Source organism: Blastococcus sp. OS1-29 (assembly GCF_057628075.1).
The window spans coordinates 142,564-167,891 of sequence record NZ_JBXXJK010000001.1 but is presented as its reverse complement, the minus strand read 5'-3'; the positions used below and the strand labels follow the sequence as shown (position 1 = coordinate 167,891).

The window sequence follows — 25,328 nt, the reverse complement described above, 5'->3', positions numbered from 1 at the left end:
CGGATCAGCGGGTGACGGTCGGAGCGTGGCCGTTCTGCCGTGCGGCCATCCGCTCGCGCTGTGGGATCACGGTGTACTTCGGGTCCTTCGCGCTGGCCATGCCCGCATCGAACACCCCGAATCGGGTCAGCAGCGAGCCCGCCGCCAACAGCGCTCCTGACGCAACGGCCCCGAGCCGGGAGCGCCCGGCCACGACCGTCAACCCGGCGCCCGACACCGTGCACGCCTTCGCCGCCCGCAGCAGCACCCCGGCCCGGCCGATCCTGTACGGCTCGCTGACGATCCCGTGCCCGTGCTCGATCCGGTGCGCGGCGGCCAGCTCGACCAGCGCACCGGCGACCGCGACCTTCCGGGAGGGGCCCGACTCCGCGACCGGCGCCAGCGCCATGGTCACCCCGCCGCCGGCGGCCAACGCCGACCCGGCGAACAGGAACGGCAACTGGTCGCCCGGCTCGTGCCAGCTCGGCGACGCGGTGTTGGCCAGCAGCACCGCCGTGTACGTGGTCATCGGCCCGCCGAACACCGAGGCACCCACCGCGGCGCCCTTGCGCAGGCCCGGGATCCACCGAGCCACTCGGAGAGCCCGCACCGCCGGGAACCACGGCAGCGCGTGCAGGCCCGCGGTGGCCACCGTCAGCGCACTGAACGGCGACAGGATGTAGGAGCCCACCGACAGCGGCGACGTCGGCTTGAACACCCGCAGCATGTGCAGGAACCGCATCGGCCGCCCGAGGTCGACGATCAGCAGCCCGACCGAGGCGAGCGCCCCGCCGGCCGCGGTGAAGTGCGCGGCCTTCGCCAGCCCGGGACGCCGGGTGAACTCACCGAGCGCCCCGATGACCGACGAGGTACCCGCCATGCCGCCGAGGAACAGGTACAGCGGCACCTCGGGGTTCTTCCACGTCGCCGGCTTGACGATGTTGCGGCCGTAGTAGGAGGTGAACTCGGCCTCCGGCACCATCGCGGCCTCGCGGCCACCACCGCCCCAGCCGCCGCCACCCTTGCGTCGCCGCTTGCGCGACTGCGGCGTCACGTCCGAGCCGCCCGCCCGGCGCCAGCCGGCTCCGGGTCCCGCCTGCGCGGTCATCAGCGCCTCCGTCCCACGAACGACGACAGAACGACGCCGACCACCATCGCCGCACCGGCCGCGGCGGCCCGCCACATCGACGGCAGGTCACGCGTCGTGACCACCGGGTCCGGCGGCAGCCCGTAGACCTCCGGCTCGTCGAGCAGCAGGAAGAAGGCGCCCGCTCCCCCGACGCCGTCGTCCTCGTCCCGCCCGTACAGCCGTGCGGTCTCCACACCCTGCGACTTCAGCGTCTCCAGCCGGGCGTCGGCCCGCGCCTGCAGCTCGTCCAGGTCGCCGAACTGGATCGACTGCGTGGGGCACGCCGTGGCGCACGCCGGCATCAGCCCGTCGGTCAGCCGGTCGTAGCACATCGTGCACTTGAAGACCCGGCCGTCGTCCTTGCGCTGGTCGATCACCCCGTACGGGCAGGCCGGCACGCAGTAGCCGCAGCCGTTGCAGATGTCGCCCTGCACGACGACGGTGCCGAACTCGGTGCGGAACAGCGCGCCGGTCGGGCAGACGTCGAGGCAGCCGGCGTGCGTGCAGTGCTTGCACACGTCCGACGACATCAGCCAGCGGACCTCCCGGTCGCCCGACTGCGCCGTCTGCGGGTCGAACTCGCTCAGCGCCTCGGCGTTCAGGACGCTCGAGTGCGCGAGCCCCTGCTCCTCCGGCGTCGCATGGTCGGCCGGCGACGGCGCGGTGCCCTGGCGGGCCGTCGCGCCGGGCAGCCCGACCCCGGGCATCGGCAGGTCGACCGGCCGCGACTGCTCGACGAACGCGACGTGCCGCCAGGTGTTGGCGCCGAGCTGGCCGGTGTTGTCGTAGGACATGCCGGACAGGCCGATGGCGTCGCGGTTGCCGTGCGAGTCGTCCATCGGGAGCGTGTTCCACTCCTTGCAGGCCACCTCGCAGGCCTTGCAGCCGATGCACACCGACGTGTCGGTGAAGAAGCCCACCCGCTTCGGATGGCCCGCGTCGTAGCCGGCGTCGGCCGTCACGTCGGGCAGCGGTCCGAACAGCCGGTTCTGCGGATCGTTGCCGGTGAACGCCGGGCTCGCCGAGCTGACGGTCATGAGCCCACCTTCTCGTTGCCGCTGGCGTCGTCCACGCCCATCCGCCCGCCGACCGGGACGATGCCGGACTTGACCCCGGCACGCAGCCGGTAGCCCTCGACGTAGTCGACCAGCGCCGACCCGCGGGGCCGGCGTCCGGGCCGGACGTCGCAGGTGGCCGCCTTCGACTCCTGGATGTGCACGTTCGGGTCCATGACGACGCCGGTCAGGTCGTTGCCGGAGTCGCCGGTGGAGATGCCCTCACCACCCCAGTGATACGGGACGCCGACCTGGTGGATGATCCGGCCGGCCACCTTCAGCGGCCGCATGCGCTCGGTCACCAGCACCCGCGCCTCCACCGCCGCCCGCGCGGTGACGACCGTGGCCCAGCCACCGTTCTCCAGCCCCCGCTCCGCGGCGAGCGCGGGTGAGACCTCGATGAAGAACTCCGGCTGCAGTTCCGCCAGGTACGGCAGCGTGCGGCTCATCCCGCCGGCCGTGTGGTGCTCGGTCAGCCGGTAGGTGGTGAACACGTACGGGTAGACGTCGTCGGTCGCGGTGTTGGTGCGGTTGTACGCCGCCTCGATCTCTTCCCGCGTCGGGTTCGACTGCTGCCCGTAGAGCGCGTTGCGGGCCGGCGACTCCGCCGGCTCGTAGTGCGTCGGCAGCGGGCCGTCGGCCAGCCCGGCCGGCGCGAAGAGCCAGGCCTTCCCGTCGCTCTGCATGATGAACGGATCGGTGCCCGCGATCGCGTCCTCCGCCCGGGCGTCGTCCGGGGGCACGTAGTCCGGCCTCTTGGTGCCCTGGAAGTCGGGCACGTCGACGCCCGTCCACTTGCCGGCCGACTCGTCCCACCACACGTACTTCTTGCGCTCGCTCCACGGCTTGCCGTCGGGATCGGCGGACGCGCGGTTGTAGAGGATCCGCCGGTTGGCCGGCCACGCCCAACCCCACTCCAGCGCCGTCGAGGGCTGCTCGCGGCCGGGCTTGCGGCGCGCGGCCTGGTTCACCTCGTCGGCGTAGACGCCGGTGTAGATCCAGCAGCCGCCGGTGGTCGACCCGTCGTCCTTCATCTCGGTGTAGGACGACAGCGCCTTGCCGTCGGCGCCCCAGCCGTTGATCTCCCGCAGCACCGACTCGGGCTTCGGGTCGGCCGTCTCGCCCTCGGTCGGGTAGTCCCAGGCGAGGTCCAGCAGCGGGCGGTCGCGCGGGTCGGTCGACCCGGCCAGCCGCTCCTTGAGCTTCCGGCCGAGGTGGAAGTAGAACCACAGGTCGCTGCGGGCGTCCGCCGGCGGCTCGACCGCCTTGTGCCGCCACTGCAGCAGCCGCTGCGTCTGGGTGAAGGTGCCCGCCTTCTCCACGTGCGTCGCCGCCGGCACGAAGAAGACCTCGGTGGCGATCTGGTCGGTGACCAGCTCGCCGGTCTCGATCTCGGGTGCGTTCTTCCAGAAGGTGGCCGACTCGATCATCTGCAGATCGCGGACGACGAGCCACTCGAGGTTGGCCAGCCCCAGCCGCTGCATCCGGCCGTTCGAGTGCCCGACGGCCGGGTTCTCACCGACCAGGAAGTAGCCGTAGACGTTGCCCGCGATCATGTCCGCGACCGTCTGGTACGAGCTGTGGTCGCCGTCGACCCGTGGCAGGTAGTCGAAGCAGAAGTCGTTCTCCGGCTGCGCCGCGTCGCCCCAGTACGCCTTGAGCAGGCTCACCATGTAGGCGGACATGTTGCCCCAGTAGCCCGCGGTGTCCTTGCTCTGCTTGACGTACTCCTCGAGCGACTGGTGCTGCGTCGCGTGCGGCATCACCAGGTAGCCGGGCAGCAGGTTGAACAGCGTGGGGATGTCCGTCGACCCCTGGATGCTGGCGTGCCCGCGCAGCGCCATGATGCCGCCGCCGGGGCGGCCCATGTTGCCCAGCAGCGCCTGCAGGATGCCCGCCGTCCGGATGTACTGGGCGCCGACGGTGTGCTGGGTCCAGCCGACCGAGTAGACGAACGCCGTCGTCCGATCGCGGCCGCTGTTGGCGGTGATCCACTCGGCCACCTGCGCGAAGGCCTCCGGCTCGATGCCGCAGACCTCGGCGACCATCTCCGGCGTGTAGCGGGAGAAGTGCCGCTTGAGCACCTGGAAGACGCAGCGCGGGTCCTGCAGGGTCTCGTCGCGGTCGGCCCGCACCCGGACGGCGGGGCCGCCGCTGCCGGCCGCCTCGTGCTGCCCGGACTCCTTCACGTCGGCCCCGTGCTCGCCGGCCTGCTTGCCGTGCGCGGCCTCCTGTGCCGCCGCGCCGCCCGGCTCGTCCGGCGCCCGCTGGCCCGCCGCCGCCCCCACCGGAGCGCCCTCGTACTCCCAGGACGACTCGTCGTAGTGGTTGGTCTCCGGGTTGAACCCGGAGAACAGGCCGTCGAGGTCCTCGGTGTCCTGGAAGTCCTCGCGCAGCATCGAGGCCGCGTTCGTGTACGCGACGACGTACTCCTTGAAGTACAGCTCGTTGTCCAGCACGTACTTGATCAGGCCGCCGAGGAAGACGATGTCGCTGCCCGCGCGCAGCGGCACGTGCAGGTCGGCCACCGCGCTGGTGCGGGTGAACCGCGGGTCGACGTGCACGACCTTCGCGCCCCGCGCCTTGGCCTCCATCACCCACTGGAAGCCCACCGGGTGGCACTCGGCCATGTTCGAGCCCTCGATGACGATGCAGTCAGCGTTGGCGAGGTCCTGCTGGTAGTTCGTGGCGCCGCCACGACCGAACGAGGTACCCAGACCGGGCACCGTGGAGGAGTGCTATATCCGGGCCTGGTTCTCGATCTGGATCGCGCCCATGGCGCTGTAGAGCTTCTTCATGAGGTAGTTCTCCTCGTTGTCGAGGGTCGCCCCTCCGAGGCTCGCTATCCCCATCGTGCGGTTGAGCTTCTTGCCGTCCTTGTCGGTGTCCTGCCAGCCCTTGCGGCGCGCGTCGAGCACCCGGTCGGCGATCATCTCCATCGCCGTGTCCAGGTCGAGGTCCTCCCACTCCGTCCCGTACGGACGGCGGTACTTGACCGTCGTGACCCGGGTGGGGCTGGTGACCAGCGACTTGCTCGCACTGCCCTTGGGGCACAGGCGGCCACGGCTGATCGGCGAATCCGGATCGCCCTCGATCTGGACGACCTTCTCGTCCTTGACGTACACCTTCTGTCCGCAGCCCACGGCGCAGTAGGGGCACACGCTCTGGACGACGCGGTCGGCGGTGACCGTGCGGGCCACCACGTTCTCGGTCGCCTTGCTGCGCGCGGCCGTGCCGCGGCCGAGCGGATCAGAGCCGGTCAGCTGCCGGAACACCGGCCACGAGTCGAGCCACGTCTTCACCCCCGGAACTCTGCCACCCGGAAAGCCGAACGGCAGGTCGAGGGCGCGCGGGCGTTGACCCGGTCAGGCCGCGCGCGTGTCCTCGAGCTGGCGGCGCGCCCCGCAGGACGTGCAGACCTCGAACAGCTCGACCTCCGGCGTCCACACGGGATTCACCCATGCCAGGCCCTGACGCACCGTGCGCACCTCGCTGATGAGCGCCTCCCCGTGGCCGCACAGGCCGCACGAGATGCCGGGGAGGGTGAACAGGTCACGGCGCTGTCGGCGTTGCACAAGGTGATTCTGTCAGTACGGACCGTTCCGTACCAGGCAAGGCCGTGTTGCCCACGTCACCATGCCCCCGTCACCGAACAGCGTGTGCGCCGACGCCCCGTTTCGGCGGCGAGAACGGGGCCTGGGCGCACACGCTCGGCCCGCGGCACATCTTGTGCACTCGCCGGCCTCGACTCCGCCGGCCGAGATCAGCGCCGCGGCCGGGCGGAGCGCAGCGCCAGGACGCCGGCCACGAGCGTGACGACCAGCATCGAGACGCCGACGACGACGGTGCCCCGGCCGCCGACCCAGAACAGCGCCCCGGCCACGCCGATCACGACCAGGACCTCCACGACCACGACGACGGCCAGCAGGACGGCCAGCAGCTTGCCCACGCCCCGCAGCTTGCCAGGTGCGGCCGCCCGGGTCAGACCTCCGCCAGTGACCGGCGACCCCGGACGACCCGCCACACCGCCAGACCGAGGCCCGCCAGCCCGGCCAGGTCGCCACCGGTCAGGCCGTGGCCGCGCGTCAGCACCACGATCACCGGCCCCTCCATCGGTCCGTTCACCACGAGCCACAGGACGGAGACGGCGGCCAGCCCCAGTGCACCGCGCACGCCGAAGCGCCCGCTCAGACCGGCGGCGAGCACGAGCGCGGTGAGCACGAGAGCGGCGAGCACCCGCGCATCCTCGCCCAGAAACGTGGCAACAGAACCGGGAAGTCCTACGGGAACGCTGGCAATCGAGCCGCTGGACGCCGTTCACCCCGACGAGTGACGGATCGATAACGATGCTGCAGCTACCGATCCAAGATCCCGATCTGGAACCCGTGACCACCGCCCCCCTGCTGGGGCAGCCCGCGGCTGCGCATCCCGCCGCGCCCAGGAACGGGCGCGCCGGGCTCTTCGCCGTCCCCGTCCTCGGCGTGGTCGCCGTCTGCGCCGTCGTCGGCGTCGTGCTCTCCGACAGCACCACCGCGCGCCTGTGCTTCGCCCTGGTCGGACTCGCCGTTCCGGTGACCGCCCAGACCGCGCTCTACCTGCGCCAGTGCCGCCTCACCGGCGACCTGCACCGCAGCCAGTCGTCGTTCCGCACGCTCGTGCGGAGCAGCGTCGACCCGGTCGTCATCCTCGACGACCAGCTGACGATCACCTACGCCTCCGAGGCCTTCTGCGACCTGGTCGGCTACGAGCCGGCCATGCTGGTCGGCCGGCCGGTCACCGCCCCGGTGCACCCCGACGACCGCCTGACCCTGTTCACCGGCCTGAGCAGCCCCGCCGGCGACGGCGCCGAGGTCGCGGTCCGCACCGCCCGGGTGCGGCACGCCGACGGCCGCTGGCTGCTGATCCAGGCCACCGTCCGCGACCTGCGCACCGACCCCGACGTCGGTGCGCTCGTCCTGTACTGCCGCGACGTCACCGCCCGCGTGCCCGCCCCCGGCTTCGATCCCGAGCTGGCCGAGCTCTCGCTCACCGACCCGGTCACCGGCCTGCCCAACCGGGCGGCGCTGGTCCGCCGCCTGGGGGCGGTGCAGCGCGAGGGCGGGCGGCCGTACGCCCTCGCCCTCATCGGCGTCGAGGGGCTTTCCACCGAGGCGCTCACGCCCGACGCCGAGACCGCCGCCCTCCGCTCGCTCACCGCTCGGCTCACCCGCGCGCTGCGCGGCGAGGACTGGCTGGCCCGCGGCAAGGACGGCGACTTCGTCGTCCTCGTCGACGGCACGATCGCCGACGCCGAGACCGTCGCCGGCCGCCTGGTCGCCGCCGTCGGCGCGCTGCCCATCCCCGGCGGGATGCTGCACCTGACCGCCGTCGCCGGCATCACCACCCTGCTCGCGGACGTCGACACCGGCGAGGCGCTGCGCCGCGGCGACCTCGCCCTGCGCAGCGCCCGCAACGCCGGTCCCGGCGCGGTCCACCGCTACGACGACGCCCTGCGCAAGGAGCAGGACCGGCGCGAGGCCCTGCGCACCGACCTCGACGGCGCGCTCGACCGCGGCGAGCTGCGCCTGGTCTTCCAGCCCGTGGTCGACGTGGTTCTGCACCGCACCGTCTCGGTCGAGGCGCTGCTGCGCTGGCGGCACCCGCTGTTCGGCGACGTCTCCCCCACGGAGTTCGTGCCGCTGGCCGAGGAATCGCCGCTGATCACCGAGCTCGGCCGCTGGGTGCTGCGCGAGGCGTGCGCGACCATCGCCGCCCTCGACGGCGCCGACATCGGCGTCGCCGTCAACGTCTCCGCGCGCCAGGTGCGCAGCGGTGAGCTCGTGCCCGACGTGATCAGCGCCCTGGAGACCAGCGGGCTGCCGTCGTCCCGGCTGATCGTCGAGATCACCGAGTCGGTGCTGCTCGACGACTCGCACGTGCTCGAGGACCTCACCGTGCTGCGCAAGCTCGGCGTCCGCATCGCCATCGACGACTTCGGCACCGGCTGGTCGTCGCTGGCCTACCTCGTGGGCATGCCGGTCGACGTCCTCAAGATGGACCAGTACTTCCTCGCCAACGTCGAGCACGACCCCGCCCGCCGCGCCATGTGCCGGGCGGTGCTGCAGCTCGGGTCCAGCCTCGGCCTGCCGGTCATCGTCGAGGGCGTCACCAACCCCGCCGTCTTCCAGCTCCTGCGCGACATGGGCCACCGCTACCTGCAGGGCTACGTCTTCTCCCGGCCGCTCGAGGCCGACCAGCTCGCCGACGGCGCCTGGGAGGCCTGGGTGGAACTTCCTGGGCCGGAATCGGCCACGCCGGCCGATTCGCCTGCACAATCGGCGGGGATGCCGACATGACCGCCTTGCGAACGATTCCGCGCGAGGTGCGGTGGACCGTGCCCCTCGCGCTGCTCGGCCTCGCCCTGACCGTGCCGTTCAGCGCGCCCGACGGCTCCGGCATGCAGTGGGACGAGCTCGTCCTCGGCGGCGTCGCGGCCAGTGCCGCCTGGGCCCTGTTCCGGTTGGTGCGCGGCATGGACGCCGCCGCCCGCCGTCCGTGGGTGGTCCTGGTCGGCGGCGCGCTGGCGTTCATGGTCGCCCAGCTGCTGGCCGGCTCGTTCCCCGGCGACCAGTTCGAAGGCCTGGGCGCCGACGACGCCCTGCTGTTCATCGGTGCCTGCACGCCGCTGGTCACCTGCGGCATGCTCGCCCGGCGGGTGACCCGCACCCGGTGGCCGGCCCTCGTCGTCGACGGCCTGATCGTCACCGCCGCCCTGCTCACCGTCACCGAGGTGCTCCGCGCGCCGCTGGTCAACCCGGTCGGCGCGCCCGACGACCTCCGCTCGCTCGTGCTCGCCTACGGCGGGTACGCCGCCGTCATGCTCGGTGGCGCCGGCGCCCTGTGCACCGTCTCCACGAGCGCCCTGCGCCGGTCGGTCAGCATCATGCTGGGCGCGGTCGCCTGGCAGGCCGCGGCCGCCGTCTTCGAGGCGGCCGCGATCATCTCGCCGTCCTGGGCCTGGACCGCGGGCTCCGACATCGCCGTCGCCCTGGGCCTGCAGACCTGCGTGGTGGCGGCCGGCTTCGCCCCGACCCGCGACGCCGACCGGTCCGCCCGCGCCGGCGTGCCCCAGGTCAGCCCGCTCGGCATGGTGCTGGTCGTCTGCTCGATGCTCAGCCTGCCGCTGGCCATCGGGTTCATGGAGTGGCGGGGGCAGCACCACTCGCTCGCCGCCGACATCGGCTTCGCCGTCGTCTTCTCGCTCATGGCCGCGCGCCTCGTGCTCCGCATCCGCGAGGACGGCCGGGTCACCGAGGACCTCGTGCGCAGCGAGGAGGACTTCCGCGGGCTCGTCGAGTCCAGCTCCGACGGCATCGCGATCATGGACGGCGACTTCCGGCTGCTGTTCACGTCCCCGGCCGCCCGCACGCTGCTGGGGCTCGCGGCCAGTGCGGACGACGACGACGTCAGCCTGCTCGACCTCGTCGACCCCGCCGACCGCGACCTGGTGCGCACGACCACCCTCGACCACCCGGCCGGCGACGGGCCGGCGCTGCACTTCCGGGTGCGCCAGGGCGACGGCTCACCCCGCGAGGTCGAGGCGACCTCCACCGAGCGCCCCGGCAGCGACCGCCGCGTGCTGTACCTGCGCGACGTCACCAAGCGCCGCCGCCGCGAGCGCGAGCTCGAGCGCATGGCCTACACCGACCACCTCACCGCGCTGCCCAACCGCGCGATGCTGTTCCAGGAGATGGCCACTACCTCTCTGTCGGCGTCGCTGGACCAGCGCTGCCTGCTGGTGCTCGACCTCGACGGGTTCAAGGCCGTCAACGACGCCGCCGGGCACGAGGCCGGCGACCAGCTGCTGGTCGAGGTGGCCCGGCGGCTCAACACCGTCGTCCGCGACGACGACCTGGTCGCCCGGCTCGGCGGCGACGAGTTCGCCGTCCTCGTCACCGGATCGCTGCCCGAGGCCGAGGAGGTCGCCCAGCGCGTCGTCGACGTCCTCGGCGTGCCGCACCGGGTGAGCGAGTGGACGTTCGCCGTCGGCGCCAGCGTCGGCGTCGCCGAGCTCGGCCGGGGCGGCGGCCAGCTCGCCTTCCGCGAGGCCGACGAGGCGCTGCTCGCGGCCAAGTCCGCCGGCAAGGGCTGCGTCCGCGTGGCCGACCGCGAGGTCCTCTCGCACCTCGTCGTCCCGGACGCCGACCTCGCCGCCGTCGTCGACGAGGGCGTCCTGCAGGTGCGGCTGGACGCCGCCTGCGACGCCGACGGGCGGATCGGGCTGGTCCACGCCGTCCCGGTGTGGCAGCACGCCGAGCACGGCACCGTGCGCGGCATGGAGCTGTGGTCGGCCGCCGAGCGGCAGGGTCGCACCGCCGCCCTGCAGCGCTGGCTGCTCAACCAGACCTGTCTGGAGATCGCGGGCCTCGACGACCACCGCATCGACGTGGTGATCAGCCTGCCCGCCGGGATGGTCACCCCCGAGGGCCTCGCCGCGGAGGTCGCGACGGCGATCGCGACGTCCGGGCTGGCGGCGTCCCGGCTGATCCTGTCCTTCACCGAGGAGACCCTGCTGACCTCCTCGGCGGCCCTGCTCCCCGAGCTGGAGGCCACGCGCGCCTCCGGCGTCCGGCTGTGCCTGGACAACTACGGCATGGGCCACAGCATCTTCGCGCTGCTGGCCCGGGTGCCGCTGGACGTCGTCCGCGTGGACCTGACCGCGCTCGCCCCCCGCGACGAGCTCAGCCGGGCGCTGCACGTGCTCGACATGATCATCGGGACCATCCGGGCCCTCGGCCTGGTCAGCGTGGCCGGCGGCGTCTCCACGCCCGACCTGCGCGCCCGCGTCTCCGCGACCGGCGCCGACCTGATGCACGGCCGCAGCGAGCCGCACGACCTCACCGTCGAGGAGCTTGCCGTGCTGGTCGGCGGCGACGCCGTCCCCGCCGGGTGACCCATTCCCCCGTGCCGCGCCCCACACCCCCCCGACGGTCAGTGCACAAAGCGCCGCGACGGTTAGTGCACAAACTGCCGGGTGGGGACGGCGATACTGGCCGTGTGGCGCGCCCTGACCTGCACTTCCTGGGCCACTCGACGGTGCGCGTCGAGCTGGCCGGGCGCACCGTGCTCACCGATCCCCTGCTCGCCGGCACCGTCGGGCCGCTGCGCCGCGTCGTCCCCCTCCCCGACCCGGCCACCTGGTCCGGCGTCGACCTCGTGCTGATCAGCCACCTGCACGGCGACCACCTGCACATCCCCTCGCTGCGCACGATCGGCCCGCGGGTGCGGATCGTCGTCCCCCGCGGCGCCGGCGCCTGGCTGCGCGGCCGCGGCTTCCCGAACGTCGACGAGCTGTCGGCCGGCGAATCGCTGCGCGACGGCCCGCTGACCGTCACCGCGGTCCGCGCCGAGCACAGCGGCCACCGCTGGGGTCCCCGGCTCACCCACGGGCCCGCCACCGAGTCGCTCGGCTACCTGATCGAGGGCGGCGGCGGCTCCGTCTACGCCAGCGGCGACACCGGCCTGTTCGAGGGCATGGCCGCGCTGGCCGAGCGGGAGATCGACGTCGCCCTGCTGCCGGTGTGGGGCTGGGGTCCGAACCTCGGGCCCGGGCACCTCGACCCGGTGAGCGCCGCGGACGCCGTCGCGCTGATCCGGCCGCGGACCGTCGTCCCCGTGCACTGGGGCACCCTCGCCGTCGCGGGCATGCCCTCGGTGCCCAGCCCGCTGCGCGGCCGCATGCGCCGGCTGCTGGTCGACCCGCCGCACTCCTTCGCCGCCGAGATCACCGCCCGCGGCCTGGACGCACAGGTCGCCGTCACCCGGCCCGGCACCGCCGTGGACCTGCGGTGATCCCCGACCTGCTCGGCGGCTGGTCCGACGGGTCGGAGCTCGGCTACCCGCTGATCTTCGGGCTGGTGCTGCTCGGCTCGGTCGTGCCGGTCGTGCCCACCGGGGCCGTCGTCGGCGCGGGTGCCGCCGTCGCGACCACCACCGACCACCTCTCGCTGACCCTCGTCGTGCTCGTCTCCGCCGCGGCGGCGCTCACCGGCGACGTCGTCACCTTCGCCGTCTGCCGCTTCGGCGGCCCGTCGGCGGTGCGCTGGGTCGCCCGCGGCCAGCACACCGACCGCATCGAGGAGGTGCGCGGGCAGTTCCGGCGGCACGGCTGGCAGATCGTCGTCGTCGGCCGGCTGCTGCCCGCCGGGCGCATCCCGGTGCTCGTCGCGGCGGGCGCGCTCGCCTACCCGTGGCGGCGGCTGCTGCCGGCGTCGACCGCCGCGTGCCTGATCTGGGCGCTCGCCTACGCCGCGCTCGGCGTGCTCAGCGGCGGCATCTTCGACTCCCCGCTGCTGGCCACCCTCCTGGCCACGGTGCTGATCCTCGTGCTGGGCGGCGTGCTCAACCTGGTCAGCTCGCGCCGCCGCCGCCGGAAGGCCGCCGCGTCCACCCCCGAGCACTCCGAGTCGTCGTGACCGCTGCTCCTGAGCGCGGCCGCCTGCTGCGCACCGGCCGCACCGTCGCCCGCGTGGTGGTCACCTGGGCCGCCGTCACGTGGGCCCTGGTCCTCCTCGACGGCCGGCTGACCGGCTTCACGCTGCCGTCGTGGTGGCAGGCGCCGGTGATGGCCCTGCTGCTCGGCCTGCTCAGCGCCGTGGCCTGGCCGCTGGTGATGCGGGTGGCCCTGCCGCTGGCGGTCTTCACCCTGGGGCTGGGCAGCTTCGTGCTGTTCGGCGCGGCGGTGCTCGGGCTGTCGTTCGCCGTGCCCGGGGTGTACGTGCGGGGCATCGGCGTCGGCACCGTCGTCGGCCTGGTGATCGCCGTGGTCGCCGCCGTGGTCAGCAGCCTGCTCGCCGTCGACAGCGACGAGCTGTTCTTCCGGCGGGCCCGCCGCCGGGCGCACCGCACCGACGGCGCCGACGACCGGCCCCCCGGCGTCCTGTTCCTGCAGATCGACGCGCTGGCCTACGACACCGCGCGCCGGGCCGTCCGCGACGGGTCCATGCCGCATCTGGCCGCCTGGCTGCGGGCGGGCAGCCACACGATGACCTCCTGGCACACCGACTGGAGCTCGCAGACCGGTGCCGCGGTCAGCGGCATCCTGCACGGCTCCAACCACGACATCCTCGGGTTCCGCTGGTACGAGAAGGACCGCGACCACATCACGCGCGTCTCGCACCCCGTCGACGCGGTGGAGGTGGAGCGCCGGCACTCCGACGGCCGCGGCCTGCTCGCCGTCGACGGCGCCAGCCGCGGCAACCTGTTCACCGGCGACGCCGACCACATCAGCCTCACGATGAGCTCGCTGGCGCACGTGGTGCCGGCCTCGTCGCGGCGGGAGCGGCGCATGCAGGACCGCGTCGGCGCGGGCTACTACGCCTACTTCGCCAACCCGGTCAACGCCGTCCGCACGATCGGCGTCTCGATCGTCGACATCTTCCGCGAGCTGGCGGCGGCGGCCCGGGAGCGGCGGGACGACGTCCGCCCGCGGGTGTCACGCGGCGGCCTCTACCCGCTGGCCCGGCCGGGGGTCACGGTCATCTCCCGCGACGTCGTCGTCCACGCGCTGCTGGAGGACATGCTGGCCGGGCGGTCGGTGGCCTACGCCGACTTCCTCGGCTACGACGAGGCCGCGCACCACGGCGGGCTCGAGCGGGCCGACAGCCTCGCCGTGCTGCACAGCATCGACCAGCAGCTCGGCCGGCTGCACCGGGCCAGCGCCCTGGCACCGCGCCGGTACTGCCTCGTCGTCCTCTCCGACCACGGGCAGACCCAGGGCGAGGCGTTCACCCAGCGGTTCGGGGAGTCCATCGAGGAGCTCGTCGGGCGGCTGTGCGGGGCTCCGGCGTCGTCGCGGACCGGCCATCTGACCGGCCCGAAGGACAGCCGACGGACGACGGAGGGCTGGCAGGTGACCGCGGCCCTCGGCGAGAGCGGTGGACCCATCGCGCGGCGGCTGCGCGAACGGGCCGAACGCGCCCAGGACTCCCGGCACGACCACGCGGTGGCGCCCGGCGAGACCGGCGCGGTGCCGCGTGTGGCCCCCGGCGTGGTGTGCGTGGTGTCCGGCCACACGGCGATGGTGTCGTTCGCCGACCTGCCCGGCCGGGTGTCGATCGAGGAGATCGAGCGGCACTGGCCCGGCCTGCTGCCCGGGCTCGTCGACCACGACGGCGTCGGCTTCCTCCTGGTGCACTCCGAGGAGTACGGGCCGGTCGTGCTCGGCCGCTCGGGCGTGCACCGGCTGGCGTCGGGCGTGGTCATCGGCGCCGACCCACTGTTCCCCTACGGCTCGCACGCGGCCGCGCTGGTCGCGCGGGTGTCGGACTTCCCGCACTGCGCGGACGTCGTCATCAACAGCCGCTACGACCCCTCCACGGACGAGGCCTCGGCCTTCGAGCCGCACGTCGGATCACACGGCGGCCTGGGCGGGCCGCAGCAGTACGGGTTCCTGGTGCACCCCCGGTCGTGGCAGCCGCCGGGCGAGATCGTCGGCGCCGAGGCCCTGCACCTGGTGCTGCGCGGCTGGCTGACCGACCTGGGTCATCCCGAGCCGACCGGTGAGGGCGCCGCGGTGGGCGAGCAGAGCCCGACGGCGCTGCGGGAGGCCGCTCGGAGCTAGGTCGGGCGACGCTGTGCGCTCGTGCGCAGTTCCCGGGCCCCGAACTGCGCATCTGCGCACACCGTCGGCCTGCAGAGGCTGGTTCCTACTGGTGCGCGGCGCCCTGCGACAGCTCGACGGTCACGAGCGCGGGCGAGCCGAGGTCCGCGGGGCCGGCGGACAGATCGCCGACGATCCCGAGTCCGGCGAGGCCGAGGGTGCCGCCCAGCACCGCGAGCGTCACGACGAGCCGTCCCCCTGTGACGCGGCCGGTCAGAGCTGCGTCGCTGCGGATCGTCACGAGATCTCCTCGGTGCTGGGCGGGCGTTCCCCCTTGGCCTTGCACGAACCACTCTGACCGGCCAACCGCATGCCCGTCCCCACGCAACCGCAAGGAATCCGCACGATGGATGCGCCGGGTGTCTAAAGCATGAACTCGTATGTTTTTTTCGGACGCGGTCCTGGCCAGTTCGCGATTCCTGGTCGACAGTGGGGCGGTGAGACCCGACGCCCGCGCCTGGTTCGAGCACCGGACGACGTCCGCCGCCGGGCTGGCGGAGCTGGACCTCGACGCGCTCCTGCGGGCCAAGCGGCGCGGCGGCCACCGCGTCAGCGTCGTCCTCCCGGCCCGCGACGAGGCGACCACCGTCGGCCGGCTGGTCGCCGACCTGCACGCGCACTGGGTGCGGCGGGTACCGCTGGTCGACGAGCTGCTGGTCATGGACTCCGACTCCACCGACGCGACGGCGCAGGTCGCGCGCGCGGCCGGTGCCGACGTCGTCGCGACCGCCGACGTGCTGCCCGCGCACGGCACCCGGCCCGGCAAGGGCGAGGCGCTGTGGAAGTCCCTGGCGGCGACCACCGGCGACCTGATCGTCTTCCTCGACGCCGACCTGCTCGGCGACGTCGTCCACTTCGTCCCCGGGCTGCTCGGACCGCTGCTGACCGACCCGCAGGTGGCCTACGTGAAGGGCTGCTACACGCGGCCGCTGGAGATCGCCGGCCGGGAGCAGCCGGCCGGCGGGGGTCGAGTCACCGAGCTGACCGCCCGCCCGCTGCTGAACGCGCTGTGGCCGGAGCTCGCCGGCGTCGTCCAGCCCCTGGGTGGGGAGTACGCCGGACGGCGCTCGGCGCTGGAGCAGGTGCCCTTCGTGTCGGGGTACGGCGTGGAGGTCGGGCTGCTGATCGACCTGCTGGAGCTGGGCGGCCTCGGCTCGCTCGCCCAGGTCGACCTCGGCGTCCGCCGGCACACCTCGCAGAGCGAGGAGGCGCTCGGTGCCATGGCCGGGCAGGTGGTGTCGGCGCTGCTCGCGCGGCACGACGGGCTCGACGCCAGCGGGCTGCTGACCCAGTTCCGGCGCGACGGCTCCCGGTTCGTGCCGCGGAGCAGCGCGGTCGCCGTCGACGAGCGCCCGCCGATGGCCTCGATCGCCGAGTACCGGTCGCTGCGGGCCGGCGTGGTGGGCTGACCAGGCCTCATGGGTCCTCCGGGGCGGGTGGGACGACGGTGAGGGACCCCGTCGCGGTCCCTCAGCCACGCAGGGCAAGATCGCCGCGTGCCGCACGCATCCCGCCCCGCGCTCCGTTGACCGGCCCGGAGGTCGTCGCCCACCGCGGGGCGTCGGCGGAGGCGCCCGAGCACACCTTGTCGGCCTACCGGCGCGCCGCCGATCTCGGTGCGGACGCCGTGGAGTGCGACGTCCGGATGACCCGGGACGGCGTCCTGGTCTGCGTGCACGACCGCCAGATCGCCAGCACGTCCAACGGCCGCGGCGTCGTGTCGGCGCTCCAGCTCGACGAGCTCGAGCAGTTCCACTTCGGCCCCCGCAAGTCCACCCGGCGCAGCCGCTGGGCCGACGACGAGATCACCGCGGTGAACGACGAGCCCGACGTCGAGAACGGGCTAGTGCTCACCCTCGAGCGGCTGCTCGACTACATCACCGCCACGCCCGGCACGGTGCGGCTGGCGATCGAGACCAAGCACCCGACCCGGCACACCCGCAAGGTCGAGGAGGAGCTCGTCGCCACCCTCGAGCGGTTCGGCCTGCTGCGGGAGGGTTCGCCGGTCGAGTGGGCCGGCCGCCCCGCCGTCCGGATGATGAGCTTCTCGCAGCTCGCGGTGCGGCGGATGGCCGACCTCGCGCCCGGCATCCCGACCGTGCAGCTGATCGGCAAGCGGCTGCGGCCGCTGCGCAAGGAGGTGCTCGCCGGCAGCGCGACCGCCGTCGGCCCCGGCATCTCGATCATCCGTTCCGACCCCGAGTTCGTCGCCGAGGCGCACGCCGCCGGCAAGGAGGTGCACGTCTGGACGGTCAACAGGCCGGCGGACATGGACCTGGTGCGCGACCTCGGCGTCGACGTGATCATCACCGACCAGCCGGACGAGATGCTGCGGCGGCTGGGGCGCGCCACCCCCACCCCCGGCAGTTAGTGCACTAACCGTCGCTCAGGCGAGGTCGGTGTCGTCCAGGTCGGCGGTGAGGTCGGCCGGGGTGTCGAAGATCGCGACCGCGCCGGCGTGGCGCAGTTCGTCGTCCCCGAACCCGCCGGACCGGACGACGATCGCCGGCATCCCCGCCCGCTTCGCCGCCTCCACGTCGAAGGGGGTGTCGCCGACCAGCACGCTGGGCGCGTCCTGGGAGGCGCCGAGCTTCTTCAGCGCCACCTGCAGGAGGTCCGGCGCGGGTTTGGTCTCCTCGGCGTCGGCACTGGAGGTCCAGGCGTCGGCGAGATCACGCGCCTCCAGCAGGTCGAGCGCGAAGTCGACGTGCCGCTGCTGCCCCGAGCTGGCGAGCACCAGCGGGTGACCGCGCTCCTTGATCGCGACGAGCAGGTCGCGCGCCCCGGGCAGCGGGGCGATCTCGTCGAGCAGCGCGTCGACCTCCTTGCCCTGCCGCTCGCGCGCCTCCTCGCCGATGCGGGCCTCCAGCTCCGGCCCGCCGAGCGCGACGACCAGCTTGTCGCCGCCCATCCCGATCAGCCGGTGGATGCGCCAGACCGGGAACGTCTCGTCGAGCGAGCGCAGCGCCCGGTACCACGCCATGGCGTGCTGGTAGTTGGAGTCGACCAGGGTCCCGTCGACGTCGAGGACGGCGATGCGCTTCTCACTCACCGGCCGTCCCTGCCCCGCCGGGACTTTCTGTACACAAAGTCCCCCACCCCCCGCGGGCCGCGCCGGGGCGTGGGGTGCGGCACCATCGGCGGGTGATCTCCACCGCCCTGCCCGAGCCGACCGAGGTCTGTCCCGGGTGCGGCGCGGTGCTGGTGCGGCCGAGCGGGACGGCGGCGCCGCACCCCGGGGCGTCGGCGTCCTGCGCGCGGCTGTTCGAGGTGACCCTCCGCGGCCTGCGCGAGGAGGCCGCGGCCGATCCAGCGGCGACCGCGGCCGTGCGGCGCGCCGACGCCGCGTATGACGCGCAACACCCTGATCCGCAGGATCCGGCCCGGCTGCGGGACGCACTCGAGGTGCTCGGGGTGCCGCCGGACGTCGACACGGCGCCGCACGCATGGCGGACGACGATCGCCGATGTCGCCGCTGACCTCGACGTCATCGATCTGACCGTGCTGGTGGACGCCTGGGCTCGTACGGTGGCCGAGGACCGGACCGCCGTCCGCACTACTCCCGAGTAACGAGTCACCTCCGTCCGCCGACGAGCGACCACCACGTTGCGTGGTTATGCTGCCACTGTGGGTGAACTACTGGACCGCCGCGCGCGGAAGAAGGCGCAGACCCGTGAGCTGATCCGCTCGGTGGCGCAGCGCCGTTTCGACCAGGACGGCTTCGAGGCCGTGACGATCGCGGACATCGCGCGCGAGTGCGACGTCGCCGTCCAGACGGTGTTCAACCACTTCGCCACCAAGGAAGAGCTCTTCTTCGACGGCCGGACGCCACGGGCCGACAGCCTGGCCGAGGCGGTCCGGACGCGGACGCCGTCCCTCGCGCCGCTGACCGCGCTGCGCAATCACCTGCTGGCCCTTCTCCCCGAGGTCGTCCGCTCGGACGGGTGCCCCGAACGCCGTCGGTACCTCGCCGCGCTGGAGGCCTCGGAGGCCCTGCGCACCTACGAGCGCGAGCTCATCCACGCGGCCGAGCTGAAGCTCCGCGACGCACTGCTCGACGCCTGGGCGGCGGACGAGGACGTCGCACCCGCGGACCCGGCGTCGGCCGCGCCGGTGATCGCCGCCATCTGGGTGGCCGCGACGCGCACGCTCGCGGTCAGCCAGCGGCCGCTGCTCGGCGCGGGGGCCGACCCCGACGTCGCCGCGGCCGCCGTCACGGACATGGCGGCGCGCGTGCTCGCCCAGCTGGAGGTCGGCGCGAACGCGGTGCACGGCCGGACGCCGCTGACCGCGGCCGTGGACACCGGCTGGCCGCAGCCGGTTCTGCGGGCCGGCTGACCCGTTCAGACCCGAGCGGGCTCCGGCCGCGCGGCGCCGTTCGGCTCGGCGATCGGCAGGAGCACCTCGTCGACCACGTGCTCCAGCTGCTCCGGCGTCATCGAGCCGTCGCCGGCAGCCGTGTAGCGCTGCCACCAGAACGCCTCGAGCACCGAGCCGAGCAGCGCCAGGCGGTCGGTGTCGATGTCCTCACCCCGCTCGGCCGCCCGCCGGCCGAGTTCGGTCACGGCGCGCATGAGCGGGCGCACCAGGGCGTCGTCCAGACCTGCCCGCAGGTCCTCCTCGTGGCGGGCCGCGCCGACGAGGCTGGCCACCGCGCGCTCCTGGCGGTCCAGCGGACGGGACCAGCGAGCGACGAGCCCACCGAGATCCTCCCGCAAGGATTCGCCGGCCGGGGGCGTGTCGACCAGGTCGAAGCGGCTCACCGCGGACCGGGCCAAGGCCGCCATGGTGGGCCATCGCCGGTAGATACCGGCCTTGCCGGCCCGCGCGCGGGCGGCGATCCGGTCGCTGTTGAGCCGCCCCCAGCCCTCCTCGGCGAGGATGTCGACGGCGACGGAGAGCAGTTGTTCCGAGAGCTCGGCGCTCAACGGTCTTCCGGGCGTACCGGTCATAACAGAAATCCGTGACGTGAGGTCATACGCACCGCGACATCCTGGCGGTTAAGTGGAGTGACCACAATGACCTGCGCCGAACATTCCATGCAAGACCCAGTTCCGTAATCCCTGGTAGGACCACGAGTGATGCCCCTGGTCAGGCCCCGGCGGCGCTCTCCACGTGCACCTGGATGCTCGCCCCGTCGTCCGACACCCAGCCCTTGCTGCGGGCGAAGGCGATCATCGCGTCCCAGCGCACCGCCCAGTCCGCGGCCGTGGCCCGGGGTTCGGCCGCGGCCCGGAGCGCGGCGGCGTCGAGGAACGCGATCTCGGCGTCCTGCAATCTGCCCAAGCCGGAGGACTGCAGCACCTCGGCGGCCTCCTCGTCGGTCACCTCACCCAGCGCCAGGTGCAGCCGGCCGAGGTCGTCGACGTCGACCACCCGTGCCTGCGGGTGCTCGTCGGCACCCCCGATCACCTCGACGATCACGGCGTCCTCCTCCTCGTGGGGTCTCTAAACATGCCAGGGGAAACGGGAAAAATCCGGGTCGCGCTTCTCCAGGAACGCGTCGCGCCCCTCGACGGCCTCCTCGGCCATGTACGCGAGCCGCGTGGTCTCGCCCGCGAAGAGCTGCTGGCCGACCAGCCCGTCGTCGATCAGGTTGAACGAGTACTTGAGCATCCGCTGGGCGGTGGGGCTCTTGGCCACGATCTTCTTGCCCCAGTCGAGCGCGGTGGCCTCCAGCTCGGCATGGGGGACGACGCGGTTGACCATGCCCATGCCGTGCGCGTCGGCCGCGGTGTACTCCTCGCCGAGGAAGAAGATCTCGCGCGCGAACTTCTGGCCTACCTGCCGGGCGAGGTACGCGGACCCGAAGCCGCCGTCGAAGCTGCCGACGTCGGCGTCGGTCTGCTTGAAGCGCGCGTGCTCGGCGCTGGCCAGGGTCAGGTCGGCGACGACGTGCAGGCTGTGTCCGCCGCCGGCCGCCCACCCCGGGACGACGCAGAGGACGACCTTCGGCATGAACCGGATCAGCCGCTGCGCCTCGAGGATGTGCAGCCGCCCCGAGCTCCCCGCCGCGTGCTCGTAGCCGTACTTCCCGCGCACCCGCTGGTCGCCGCCGGAGCAGAAGGCCCAGCCGCCGTCCTTCGGGCTCGGCCCGTTGCCGGTGAGGATCACGCAGCCGACGTCGGTGGACAGCCGCGCGTGCTCCAGCGCGGTGATCAGCTCGTCGACCGTCTGCGGCCGGAAGGCGTTGCGCACCTCCGGGCGGTCGAAGGCGATGCGGACGACGCCGGCGTCCACCGCCCGGTGATAGGTGATGTCGGAGAAATCGAAGCCGTCGACGGGCGCCCAGGCGGAGCTGTCGAAGATCTCGGAGACGTCGTCGCGGGCACTCATGCCCTGGAACCTAACGGGGCTCGGGCGGCGTCACAGGCCCGGGAGCTTCGGCAGGACCGGGCACAGCCCGTTCACCAGCGGCACATCGCAGACGACGGGCAACGGGGCGGGGGCCGGCGCAGGGGCGGGGCCGGGGGCGGGCGCGGGCGCCGGGGCCGGCGCTGGAGCGGGTGCCGGTGCCGGTGCCGGGTCCGCCGGCTGACCGGGTTGGCCCGGCAGACCCGGGGTGCCCGGTGTTCCCGGCGTGCCCGTTCCGCCGGCGCCGCCCGTGCCACCGGTGCCGCCGGTTCCCCCCGGCCCACCGGAGCCTCCCTGCCCGCCGGTGCCGCCGACCGCCGAGCCGCCGCTGCCGGCCGAGCCGCCCCCGGAGGTCACACCCTCGACCGGCACGGACGCCGAGGAGGACGTCGGAGTGGGCGGCGTGCCGCTGCCGGCGCCGCCCCGGGCGGTCCCGTCGGTCTGGTCGGAGTAGACGCCGCTGCCGCCGCCGCCGCTGCCGCCGTCCGGCCGCCCCCCGATGATCAGAGCCAACGGAACCGCGAGGAGCAGCCCGGCGCAGAGCAGCGCGAGCGCGAGGAGCAGGGCCCGGCGCCCGCGGGGAGCCGGTTCCGGAGCGGGCGCGGATTCCGATGGGGGCGGGGGTGCGGCCGCCGGCCGGGGTACGACGTCGTCCGGCTCCGCGTCGGGGGCGAGGTGGCGAGGCTCGCGATCGGGCTCGGAGGCGAGGTGGCGGGGCAGGACCGAGCTCCTCACGGGTTCAGACGGGGGCGGCGACCGTGTGCCGCCTACCCATGCGCACGCGTGTCATGCCTGAACGTGACGGGTGTACTAACTCCCGGCGTGTCGCAGCAGCGACCGCAGCGCGTCCAGCGAGGCGGCGAGGCCGGGATGCAGCGGCACGGCGTCCAGCCCGTCGAGCGGCAGCCACGCGGCGCCGTTGCTCTCGCCGTCCAGCCGCAGGTCCGAGGGTTCGATGGAGCGGGCCGGGCGCGCCAGGACCGTCGTGTAGGCCCAGCCGCCGTGGTCGTCGACCGAGCACGCCCCTAGGACGACGTCGTCCGGCCGCAGGCCGAGCTCCTCCTGCACCTCGCGCAGCGCGCCGGCGTCCGGGGTCTCGCCGTGGTGCAGCGCTCCGCCCGGCGTGCCCCAGGTGCCGCCGTGGTGCGACCACTCGGCGCGGTGCTGCAGCAGCACCTCGAGCCCGGTCGCGGCGGGGCGGTGCAGGAAGAGGCCGGCCGCGCCCGCCCGGCCCCAGTGGCGGTGACCCAGAGCGCACGTCGTCCAGCCGTCGGTCGAGGTGAGCACCCTGCCAGTGAACCCGGTCCGCGCAAGCTCCCGCACAGCAGCGCCGACTGTGACGAAGTGGGGGCCGTCAGCGGCCGATGGCCACCACTTCGTCACACTCGCCGGCGGCGGCCGGCTCCACGGGCTCCCCCGGCGCCGGGTTAGGTTGCTCGTCGTGCGCATCGCCGTCTTCACCGGGTCGCACGACGGGCCGCCCTCCCACGCCGACGCGGCCGCCACGTTCGCCACCGAACTGGCCAAGGCGGGCGTCGGCATCGTCTACGGCGGCGGGAAGGTCGGGCTGATGGGCGTGATCGCCGACGCCGCGCTGGCCGCGGGCGGCGAGGTCGTCGGGGTGATCCCGCAGCACCTGGTCGACGACGAGGTGGCCCACCCCGGGCTGCCGCGCCTGGAGGTCGTCGGGTCGATGCACGAGCGCAAGGCGGTGATGGCCGACCTCGCCGACGCGTTCGTCGCGCTGCCGGGCGCCGCCGGCACGCTCGAGGAGCTGTTCGAGGCCTGGACGTGGGGAATGCTCGGGCTGCACGCCAAGCCGACGGCGCTGTTCGACGTCGACGGGTTCTGGCAGCCGCTGCTCCTCCAGCTGCGGCGGATGGTCGACGACGGCTACCTCGACGGCGTCCGGCTGGACGCGCTGGGCGTCGTCCGCTCGGCCGACGGCCTGCTCGACTTCGTCCAGAACTACACGCACCCCCCGCGCAAGTGGACGGCGACCCCGCACGACCCGCCCCCGGCCTGAGCTACCCGTATCGGCCGGTCACATATTCGGGGCGGCGCCGTGGTCCACTGGGGCGATGAGCCCGTCCCTGACGCGCGAGTCCCTCGTCGTCCACGGCCACCGGCTGTCCTACCTGCGCGCCGGTAGCGGGCCGCCGCTGCTCCTGCTGCACGGCATCGCGAACAACTGCCAGACCTGGGCCGACGTCATCCCCCGCCTCGCCGAGTCGCACACCGTCATCGCCCCGGACCTGCTCGGGCACGGCGAGTCCGACAAGCCGCGCGGCGACTACTCGGTCGCCGCCTACGCCAACGGCCTGCGCGACCTCACCACCGTGCTCGACATCGAGCGGGCGACCGTCGTCGGCCACTCCCTCGGCGGCGGCATCGCCCTGCAGTTCGCCTACCAGTTCCCGGAGCGCTGCGAGCGGCTCGCGCTGGTCGGCAGCGGCGGGCTGGGCCCGGAGCTCTCCGCCGGGCTGCGCGCGGCGACGCTGCCGGGGTCCGAGCTCGTGCTCGGCGCGCTGACCGGGGTCTCCGGCCCGCTGCGACTCGGCCTCCGGGGTGTCAGCCGGCTGGGGCGCGTGACGCGAGTGCAGCGCCTGCGGGACCTGGCCGAGGCCGGCGACGCGCTGCTGGCGCTCGAGGACGTCGAGGCACGGCGGGCCTTCCTGCGCACCCTGCGCGGGGTGGCCGACGCCCGCGGCCAGGCGGTCTCCGCGCTCGACCGGCTCTACCTCGCCAACGCCGTGCCGATGCTGGTCGTCTGGGGCAGCCGCGACCCGATCGTGCCCGCGCTGCACGCCGAGACCGTGCGCGCGCTGGTGCCGACCGCCCGGGTGGAGGTCTTCCGGGGAGCCGGTCACTGGCCGCACCTCGACGACCCGGCCCGGTTCAGCGACCTGCTGCTGGACTTCGTCTCCAGCACCGAGCCCGCGCAGCACGACCTGGACTCGTGGCGGCAGTTGCTGGCCGAGCGCGGGGAGGTCGCCGCGGCCCGGTAGCGCCTAGCGTGCAACGCGTGGAGCACTGGGACGTCGTCGTCGTGGGCGGCGGGCCGGCCGGTGCCGCGTGCGCCGCGGCCGCGCGCCGGGCCTCCCCGTCGGCCCGGGTGCTCGTGGTCGACCGGTCCGAGTTCCCGCGCGACAAGGTGTGCGGCGACGGCATCGCACCCGAGGCCCTCGACGTGCTCGCGGGCCTCGGCATCGACCCGGCGCCGCTCACCACCGGATACGCCGCCGTGCCCCGGTTGCGGCTGCGCTCGCCCGGCGGCGCGGAGGCCGAGCGGGCGATGCACCGGCCGGCGTCCGTCGTCCCCCGTGCCGTGTTCGACGACCGGCTGCTCACCGCCGCCCTGGCCACCGGGGCGGAGTTCCGCCGGCTCGCCGTCCGCCGGATCGACGTCCGCGCGACGCACGTCGAGGTCGAGGGCGTGCTGCGCGCGTCGGTGGTGGTCGGGGCGGACGGCGCGGAGTCCGTGGTGCGCCGGATGGTCGGCGTCGGGCCGAACCGGGCGCAGCACACCGCCATCGCCATCCGCGGCTACGCACCGGTTCTGCCCGGTACGGACGGCGTCCAGGTGATCACGACGACCGAGCAGCGCTGGCCGGCCTACGCGTGGTCCTTCCCGCTCGGCGACGGGCGGGCCAACGTCGGCTACGGCGAGCTGGTCTCCTCCCGGGTCACCCGCGGCGGCCTGCTGGCCGGTCTCGAGCGGCTGCTGCCCGGGGTCGCGCCGGTCGGGTTGCGGGCGCACCGGCTGCCGCTGTCGACGGGACGGCCGCGGCAACCCGACGGCCGGGTGCTGCTCGCGGGGGACGCCGCCTCGCTGATCAACCCGCTGACCGGGGAGGGCATCTTCTACGCGGTGCTCTCGGGTGCGCTGGCCGGTGCTGCCGCGGTCGGTGGCGGCGACGCGGGAGCGGCCTACCGGCGGGCGTTGCGGCGGCGGCTGGGCCGCCATTTCCTGCACTCCTCCACCGCCTCGCGGGCCAGCCGGTCGCCGAGGCTGATGGACGCCGTGTTCCGGGCGGCCGCCGACGACCAGCGGGTGTTCGACGACGTCGTGCGCCTGGGCCTGGCCGACGGCCGCCTCACCGCCCGCACCCTCGCCGCCGCCGTCCGCCGCCTCCCCTGAGGGGACTTTGTGTACAGAAAGTCCCTGGTC

Annotated in this window: 26 protein-coding genes; 12 read left to right on the top strand and 14 right to left on the bottom strand. The window is 73.9% G+C overall.

Annotation, left to right across the window (positions count from 1 at the left end; all coding sequences use genetic code 11):
• Window positions 1-4 precede the first annotated feature (4 nt).
• From nrfD to AC2H4J_RS00780, 7 genes are all read right to left on the bottom strand, one after another.
• Entirely contained in the window at window positions 5-1,087 is a 1,083-nt protein-coding gene (nrfD, locus tag AC2H4J_RS00810; RefSeq protein ID WP_487462923.1) for an NrfD/PsrC family molybdoenzyme membrane anchor subunit, read from the bottom strand.
• A complete protein-coding gene (locus AC2H4J_RS00805; protein WP_487462922.1) occupies window positions 1,087-2,145 on the bottom strand; it encodes a 4Fe-4S dicluster domain-containing protein in 1,059 nt (352 codons plus the stop codon). The genes nrfD and AC2H4J_RS00805 overlap by 1 nt, the downstream gene beginning before the upstream one ends.
• Window positions 2,142-4,889 carry a formate dehydrogenase gene (fdh, locus tag AC2H4J_RS00800; protein WP_487462921.1) on the bottom strand — a complete coding sequence of 916 codons (2,748 nt, stop codon included), beginning with the start codon at window positions 4,887-4,889 and terminating at the stop codon, window positions 2,142-2,144. Before fdh ends, AC2H4J_RS00805 begins: the two co-directional genes overlap by 4 nt.
• A gap of 12 nt (window positions 4,890-4,901) precedes the next feature.
• Window positions 4,902-5,465, bottom strand: a complete 564-nt coding sequence (locus tag AC2H4J_RS00795) for a hypothetical protein (protein WP_487462920.1) — start codon at window positions 5,463-5,465, stop codon at window positions 4,902-4,904.
• A 63-nt stretch (window positions 5,466-5,528) separates the two neighbouring features.
• On the bottom strand, window positions 5,529-5,738 hold the full coding sequence (locus AC2H4J_RS00790; RefSeq protein WP_487462919.1) for a hypothetical protein: 210 nt from the start codon (window positions 5,736-5,738) through the stop codon (window positions 5,529-5,531).
• A gap of 188 nt (window positions 5,739-5,926) precedes the next feature.
• Window positions 5,927-6,112 (bottom strand): hypothetical protein, encoded by a 186-nt coding sequence (locus AC2H4J_RS00785; protein WP_487462918.1) that lies wholly within the window; start codon window positions 6,110-6,112, stop codon window positions 5,927-5,929.
• Window positions 6,113-6,144: 32 nt separating this feature from the next.
• A complete protein-coding gene (locus AC2H4J_RS00780) occupies window positions 6,145-6,399 on the bottom strand; it encodes a hypothetical protein (RefSeq protein WP_487462917.1) in 255 nt (84 codons plus the stop codon).
• 149 nt (window positions 6,400-6,548) lie between these two features.
• Here AC2H4J_RS00780 and AC2H4J_RS00775 point away from each other — a divergent pair, with 149 nt between their 5' ends.
• The 5 genes from AC2H4J_RS00775 (at window position 6,549) to AC2H4J_RS00755 (ending at window position 14,764) form a co-directional block, all read left to right on the top strand.
• Entirely contained in the window at window positions 6,549-8,498 is a 1,950-nt protein-coding gene (locus AC2H4J_RS00775; protein ID WP_487462916.1) for a putative bifunctional diguanylate cyclase/phosphodiesterase, read from the top strand.
• Window positions 8,495-11,095: a diguanylate cyclase domain-containing protein gene (locus AC2H4J_RS00770; protein ID WP_487462915.1), complete on the top strand. Its 2,601-nt coding sequence runs from the start codon at window positions 8,495-8,497 to the stop codon at window positions 11,093-11,095. The genes AC2H4J_RS00775 and AC2H4J_RS00770 overlap by 4 nt, the downstream gene beginning before the upstream one ends.
• Before the next feature lie 104 nt (window positions 11,096-11,199).
• Entirely contained in the window at window positions 11,200-11,994 is a 795-nt protein-coding gene (locus AC2H4J_RS00765) for an MBL fold metallo-hydrolase (RefSeq protein ID WP_487462914.1), read from the top strand.
• A complete protein-coding gene (locus AC2H4J_RS00760) occupies window positions 11,991-12,617 on the top strand; it encodes a DedA family protein (RefSeq protein WP_487462913.1) in 627 nt (208 codons plus the stop codon). The genes AC2H4J_RS00765 and AC2H4J_RS00760 overlap by 4 nt, the downstream gene beginning before the upstream one ends.
• Window positions 12,614-14,764, top strand: a complete 2,151-nt coding sequence (locus AC2H4J_RS00755; RefSeq protein ID WP_487462912.1) for a phage holin family protein — start codon at window positions 12,614-12,616, stop codon at window positions 14,762-14,764. The genes AC2H4J_RS00760 and AC2H4J_RS00755 overlap by 4 nt, the downstream gene beginning before the upstream one ends.
• An 85-nt stretch (window positions 14,765-14,849) precedes the next feature.
• Here AC2H4J_RS00755 and AC2H4J_RS00750 read toward each other — a convergent pair whose 3' ends face one another.
• Complete coding sequence (locus tag AC2H4J_RS00750) at window positions 14,850-15,044, bottom strand: hypothetical protein (RefSeq protein WP_487462911.1); 195 nt, start codon at window positions 15,042-15,044, stop codon at window positions 14,850-14,852.
• A gap of 196 nt (window positions 15,045-15,240) precedes the next feature.
• On the opposite strand from AC2H4J_RS00750, the gene AC2H4J_RS00745 reads away from it, so the two are divergent.
• On the top strand, window positions 15,241-16,212 hold the full coding sequence (locus AC2H4J_RS00745; RefSeq protein WP_487462910.1) for a glucosyl-3-phosphoglycerate synthase: 972 nt from the start codon (window positions 15,241-15,243) through the stop codon (window positions 16,210-16,212).
• A gap of 116 nt (window positions 16,213-16,328) precedes the next feature.
• Window positions 16,329-17,174 carry a glycerophosphodiester phosphodiesterase gene (locus AC2H4J_RS00740; RefSeq protein ID WP_487462909.1) on the top strand — a complete coding sequence of 282 codons (846 nt, stop codon included), beginning with the start codon at window positions 16,329-16,331 and terminating at the stop codon, window positions 17,172-17,174.
• Between the two features lie 15 nt (window positions 17,175-17,189).
• On the opposite strand, the gene AC2H4J_RS00735 is transcribed toward AC2H4J_RS00740, so the two are convergent.
• Window positions 17,190-17,855, bottom strand: a complete 666-nt coding sequence (locus tag AC2H4J_RS00735) for an HAD family hydrolase (RefSeq protein ID WP_487462908.1) — start codon at window positions 17,853-17,855, stop codon at window positions 17,190-17,192.
• A gap of 92 nt (window positions 17,856-17,947) precedes the next feature.
• Between AC2H4J_RS00735 and AC2H4J_RS00730 the strand changes: the two genes are divergently transcribed.
• Window positions 17,948-18,373 (top strand): DUF5946 family protein, encoded by a 426-nt coding sequence (locus tag AC2H4J_RS00730; RefSeq protein WP_487462907.1) that lies wholly within the window; start codon window positions 17,948-17,950, stop codon window positions 18,371-18,373.
• Window positions 18,374-18,430: 57 nt separating this feature from the next.
• On the top strand, window positions 18,431-19,141 hold the full coding sequence (locus AC2H4J_RS00725) for a TetR/AcrR family transcriptional regulator (RefSeq protein ID WP_487462906.1): 711 nt from the start codon (window positions 18,431-18,433) through the stop codon (window positions 19,139-19,141).
• A 5-nt stretch (window positions 19,142-19,146) separates the two neighbouring features.
• Here AC2H4J_RS00725 and AC2H4J_RS00720 read toward each other — a convergent pair whose 3' ends face one another.
• The 5 genes from AC2H4J_RS00720 to AC2H4J_RS00700 form a co-directional block, all read right to left on the bottom strand.
• Window positions 19,147-19,731: a TetR-like C-terminal domain-containing protein gene (locus AC2H4J_RS00720; RefSeq protein ID WP_487462905.1), complete on the bottom strand. Its 585-nt coding sequence runs from the start codon at window positions 19,729-19,731 to the stop codon at window positions 19,147-19,149.
• Window positions 19,732-19,894: 163 nt separating this feature from the next.
• A complete protein-coding gene (locus tag AC2H4J_RS00715; protein ID WP_487462904.1) occupies window positions 19,895-20,227 on the bottom strand; it encodes a hypothetical protein in 333 nt (110 codons plus the stop codon).
• 24 nt (window positions 20,228-20,251) lie between these two features.
• Window positions 20,252-21,139 carry a 1,4-dihydroxy-2-naphthoyl-CoA synthase gene (locus AC2H4J_RS00710; RefSeq protein ID WP_487462903.1) on the bottom strand — a complete coding sequence of 296 codons (888 nt, stop codon included), beginning with the start codon at window positions 21,137-21,139 and terminating at the stop codon, window positions 20,252-20,254.
• A 30-nt stretch (window positions 21,140-21,169) separates the two neighbouring features.
• Window positions 21,170-21,892, bottom strand: a complete 723-nt coding sequence (locus AC2H4J_RS00705) for a hypothetical protein (protein WP_487462902.1) — start codon at window positions 21,890-21,892, stop codon at window positions 21,170-21,172.
• A 75-nt stretch (window positions 21,893-21,967) separates the two neighbouring features.
• Window positions 21,968-22,444 carry an NUDIX domain-containing protein gene (locus AC2H4J_RS00700; protein WP_487462901.1) on the bottom strand — a complete coding sequence of 159 codons (477 nt, stop codon included), beginning with the start codon at window positions 22,442-22,444 and terminating at the stop codon, window positions 21,968-21,970.
• Between the two features lie 154 nt (window positions 22,445-22,598).
• Here AC2H4J_RS00700 and AC2H4J_RS00695 point away from each other — a divergent pair, with 154 nt between their 5' ends.
• From AC2H4J_RS00695 to AC2H4J_RS00685, 3 genes are read left to right on the top strand one after another with little or no spacing between them, the layout of a single operon-like run.
• Window positions 22,599-23,183 (top strand): LOG family protein, encoded by a 585-nt coding sequence (locus tag AC2H4J_RS00695; protein ID WP_487462900.1) that lies wholly within the window; start codon window positions 22,599-22,601, stop codon window positions 23,181-23,183.
• Between the two features lie 55 nt (window positions 23,184-23,238).
• Window positions 23,239-24,165: an alpha/beta fold hydrolase gene (locus AC2H4J_RS00690; protein ID WP_487462899.1), complete on the top strand. Its 927-nt coding sequence runs from the start codon at window positions 23,239-23,241 to the stop codon at window positions 24,163-24,165.
• A 17-nt stretch (window positions 24,166-24,182) separates the two neighbouring features.
• Entirely contained in the window at window positions 24,183-25,298 is a 1,116-nt protein-coding gene (locus AC2H4J_RS00685; protein ID WP_487462898.1) for an NAD(P)/FAD-dependent oxidoreductase, read from the top strand.
• Window positions 25,299-25,328: the final 30 nt, after the last annotated feature.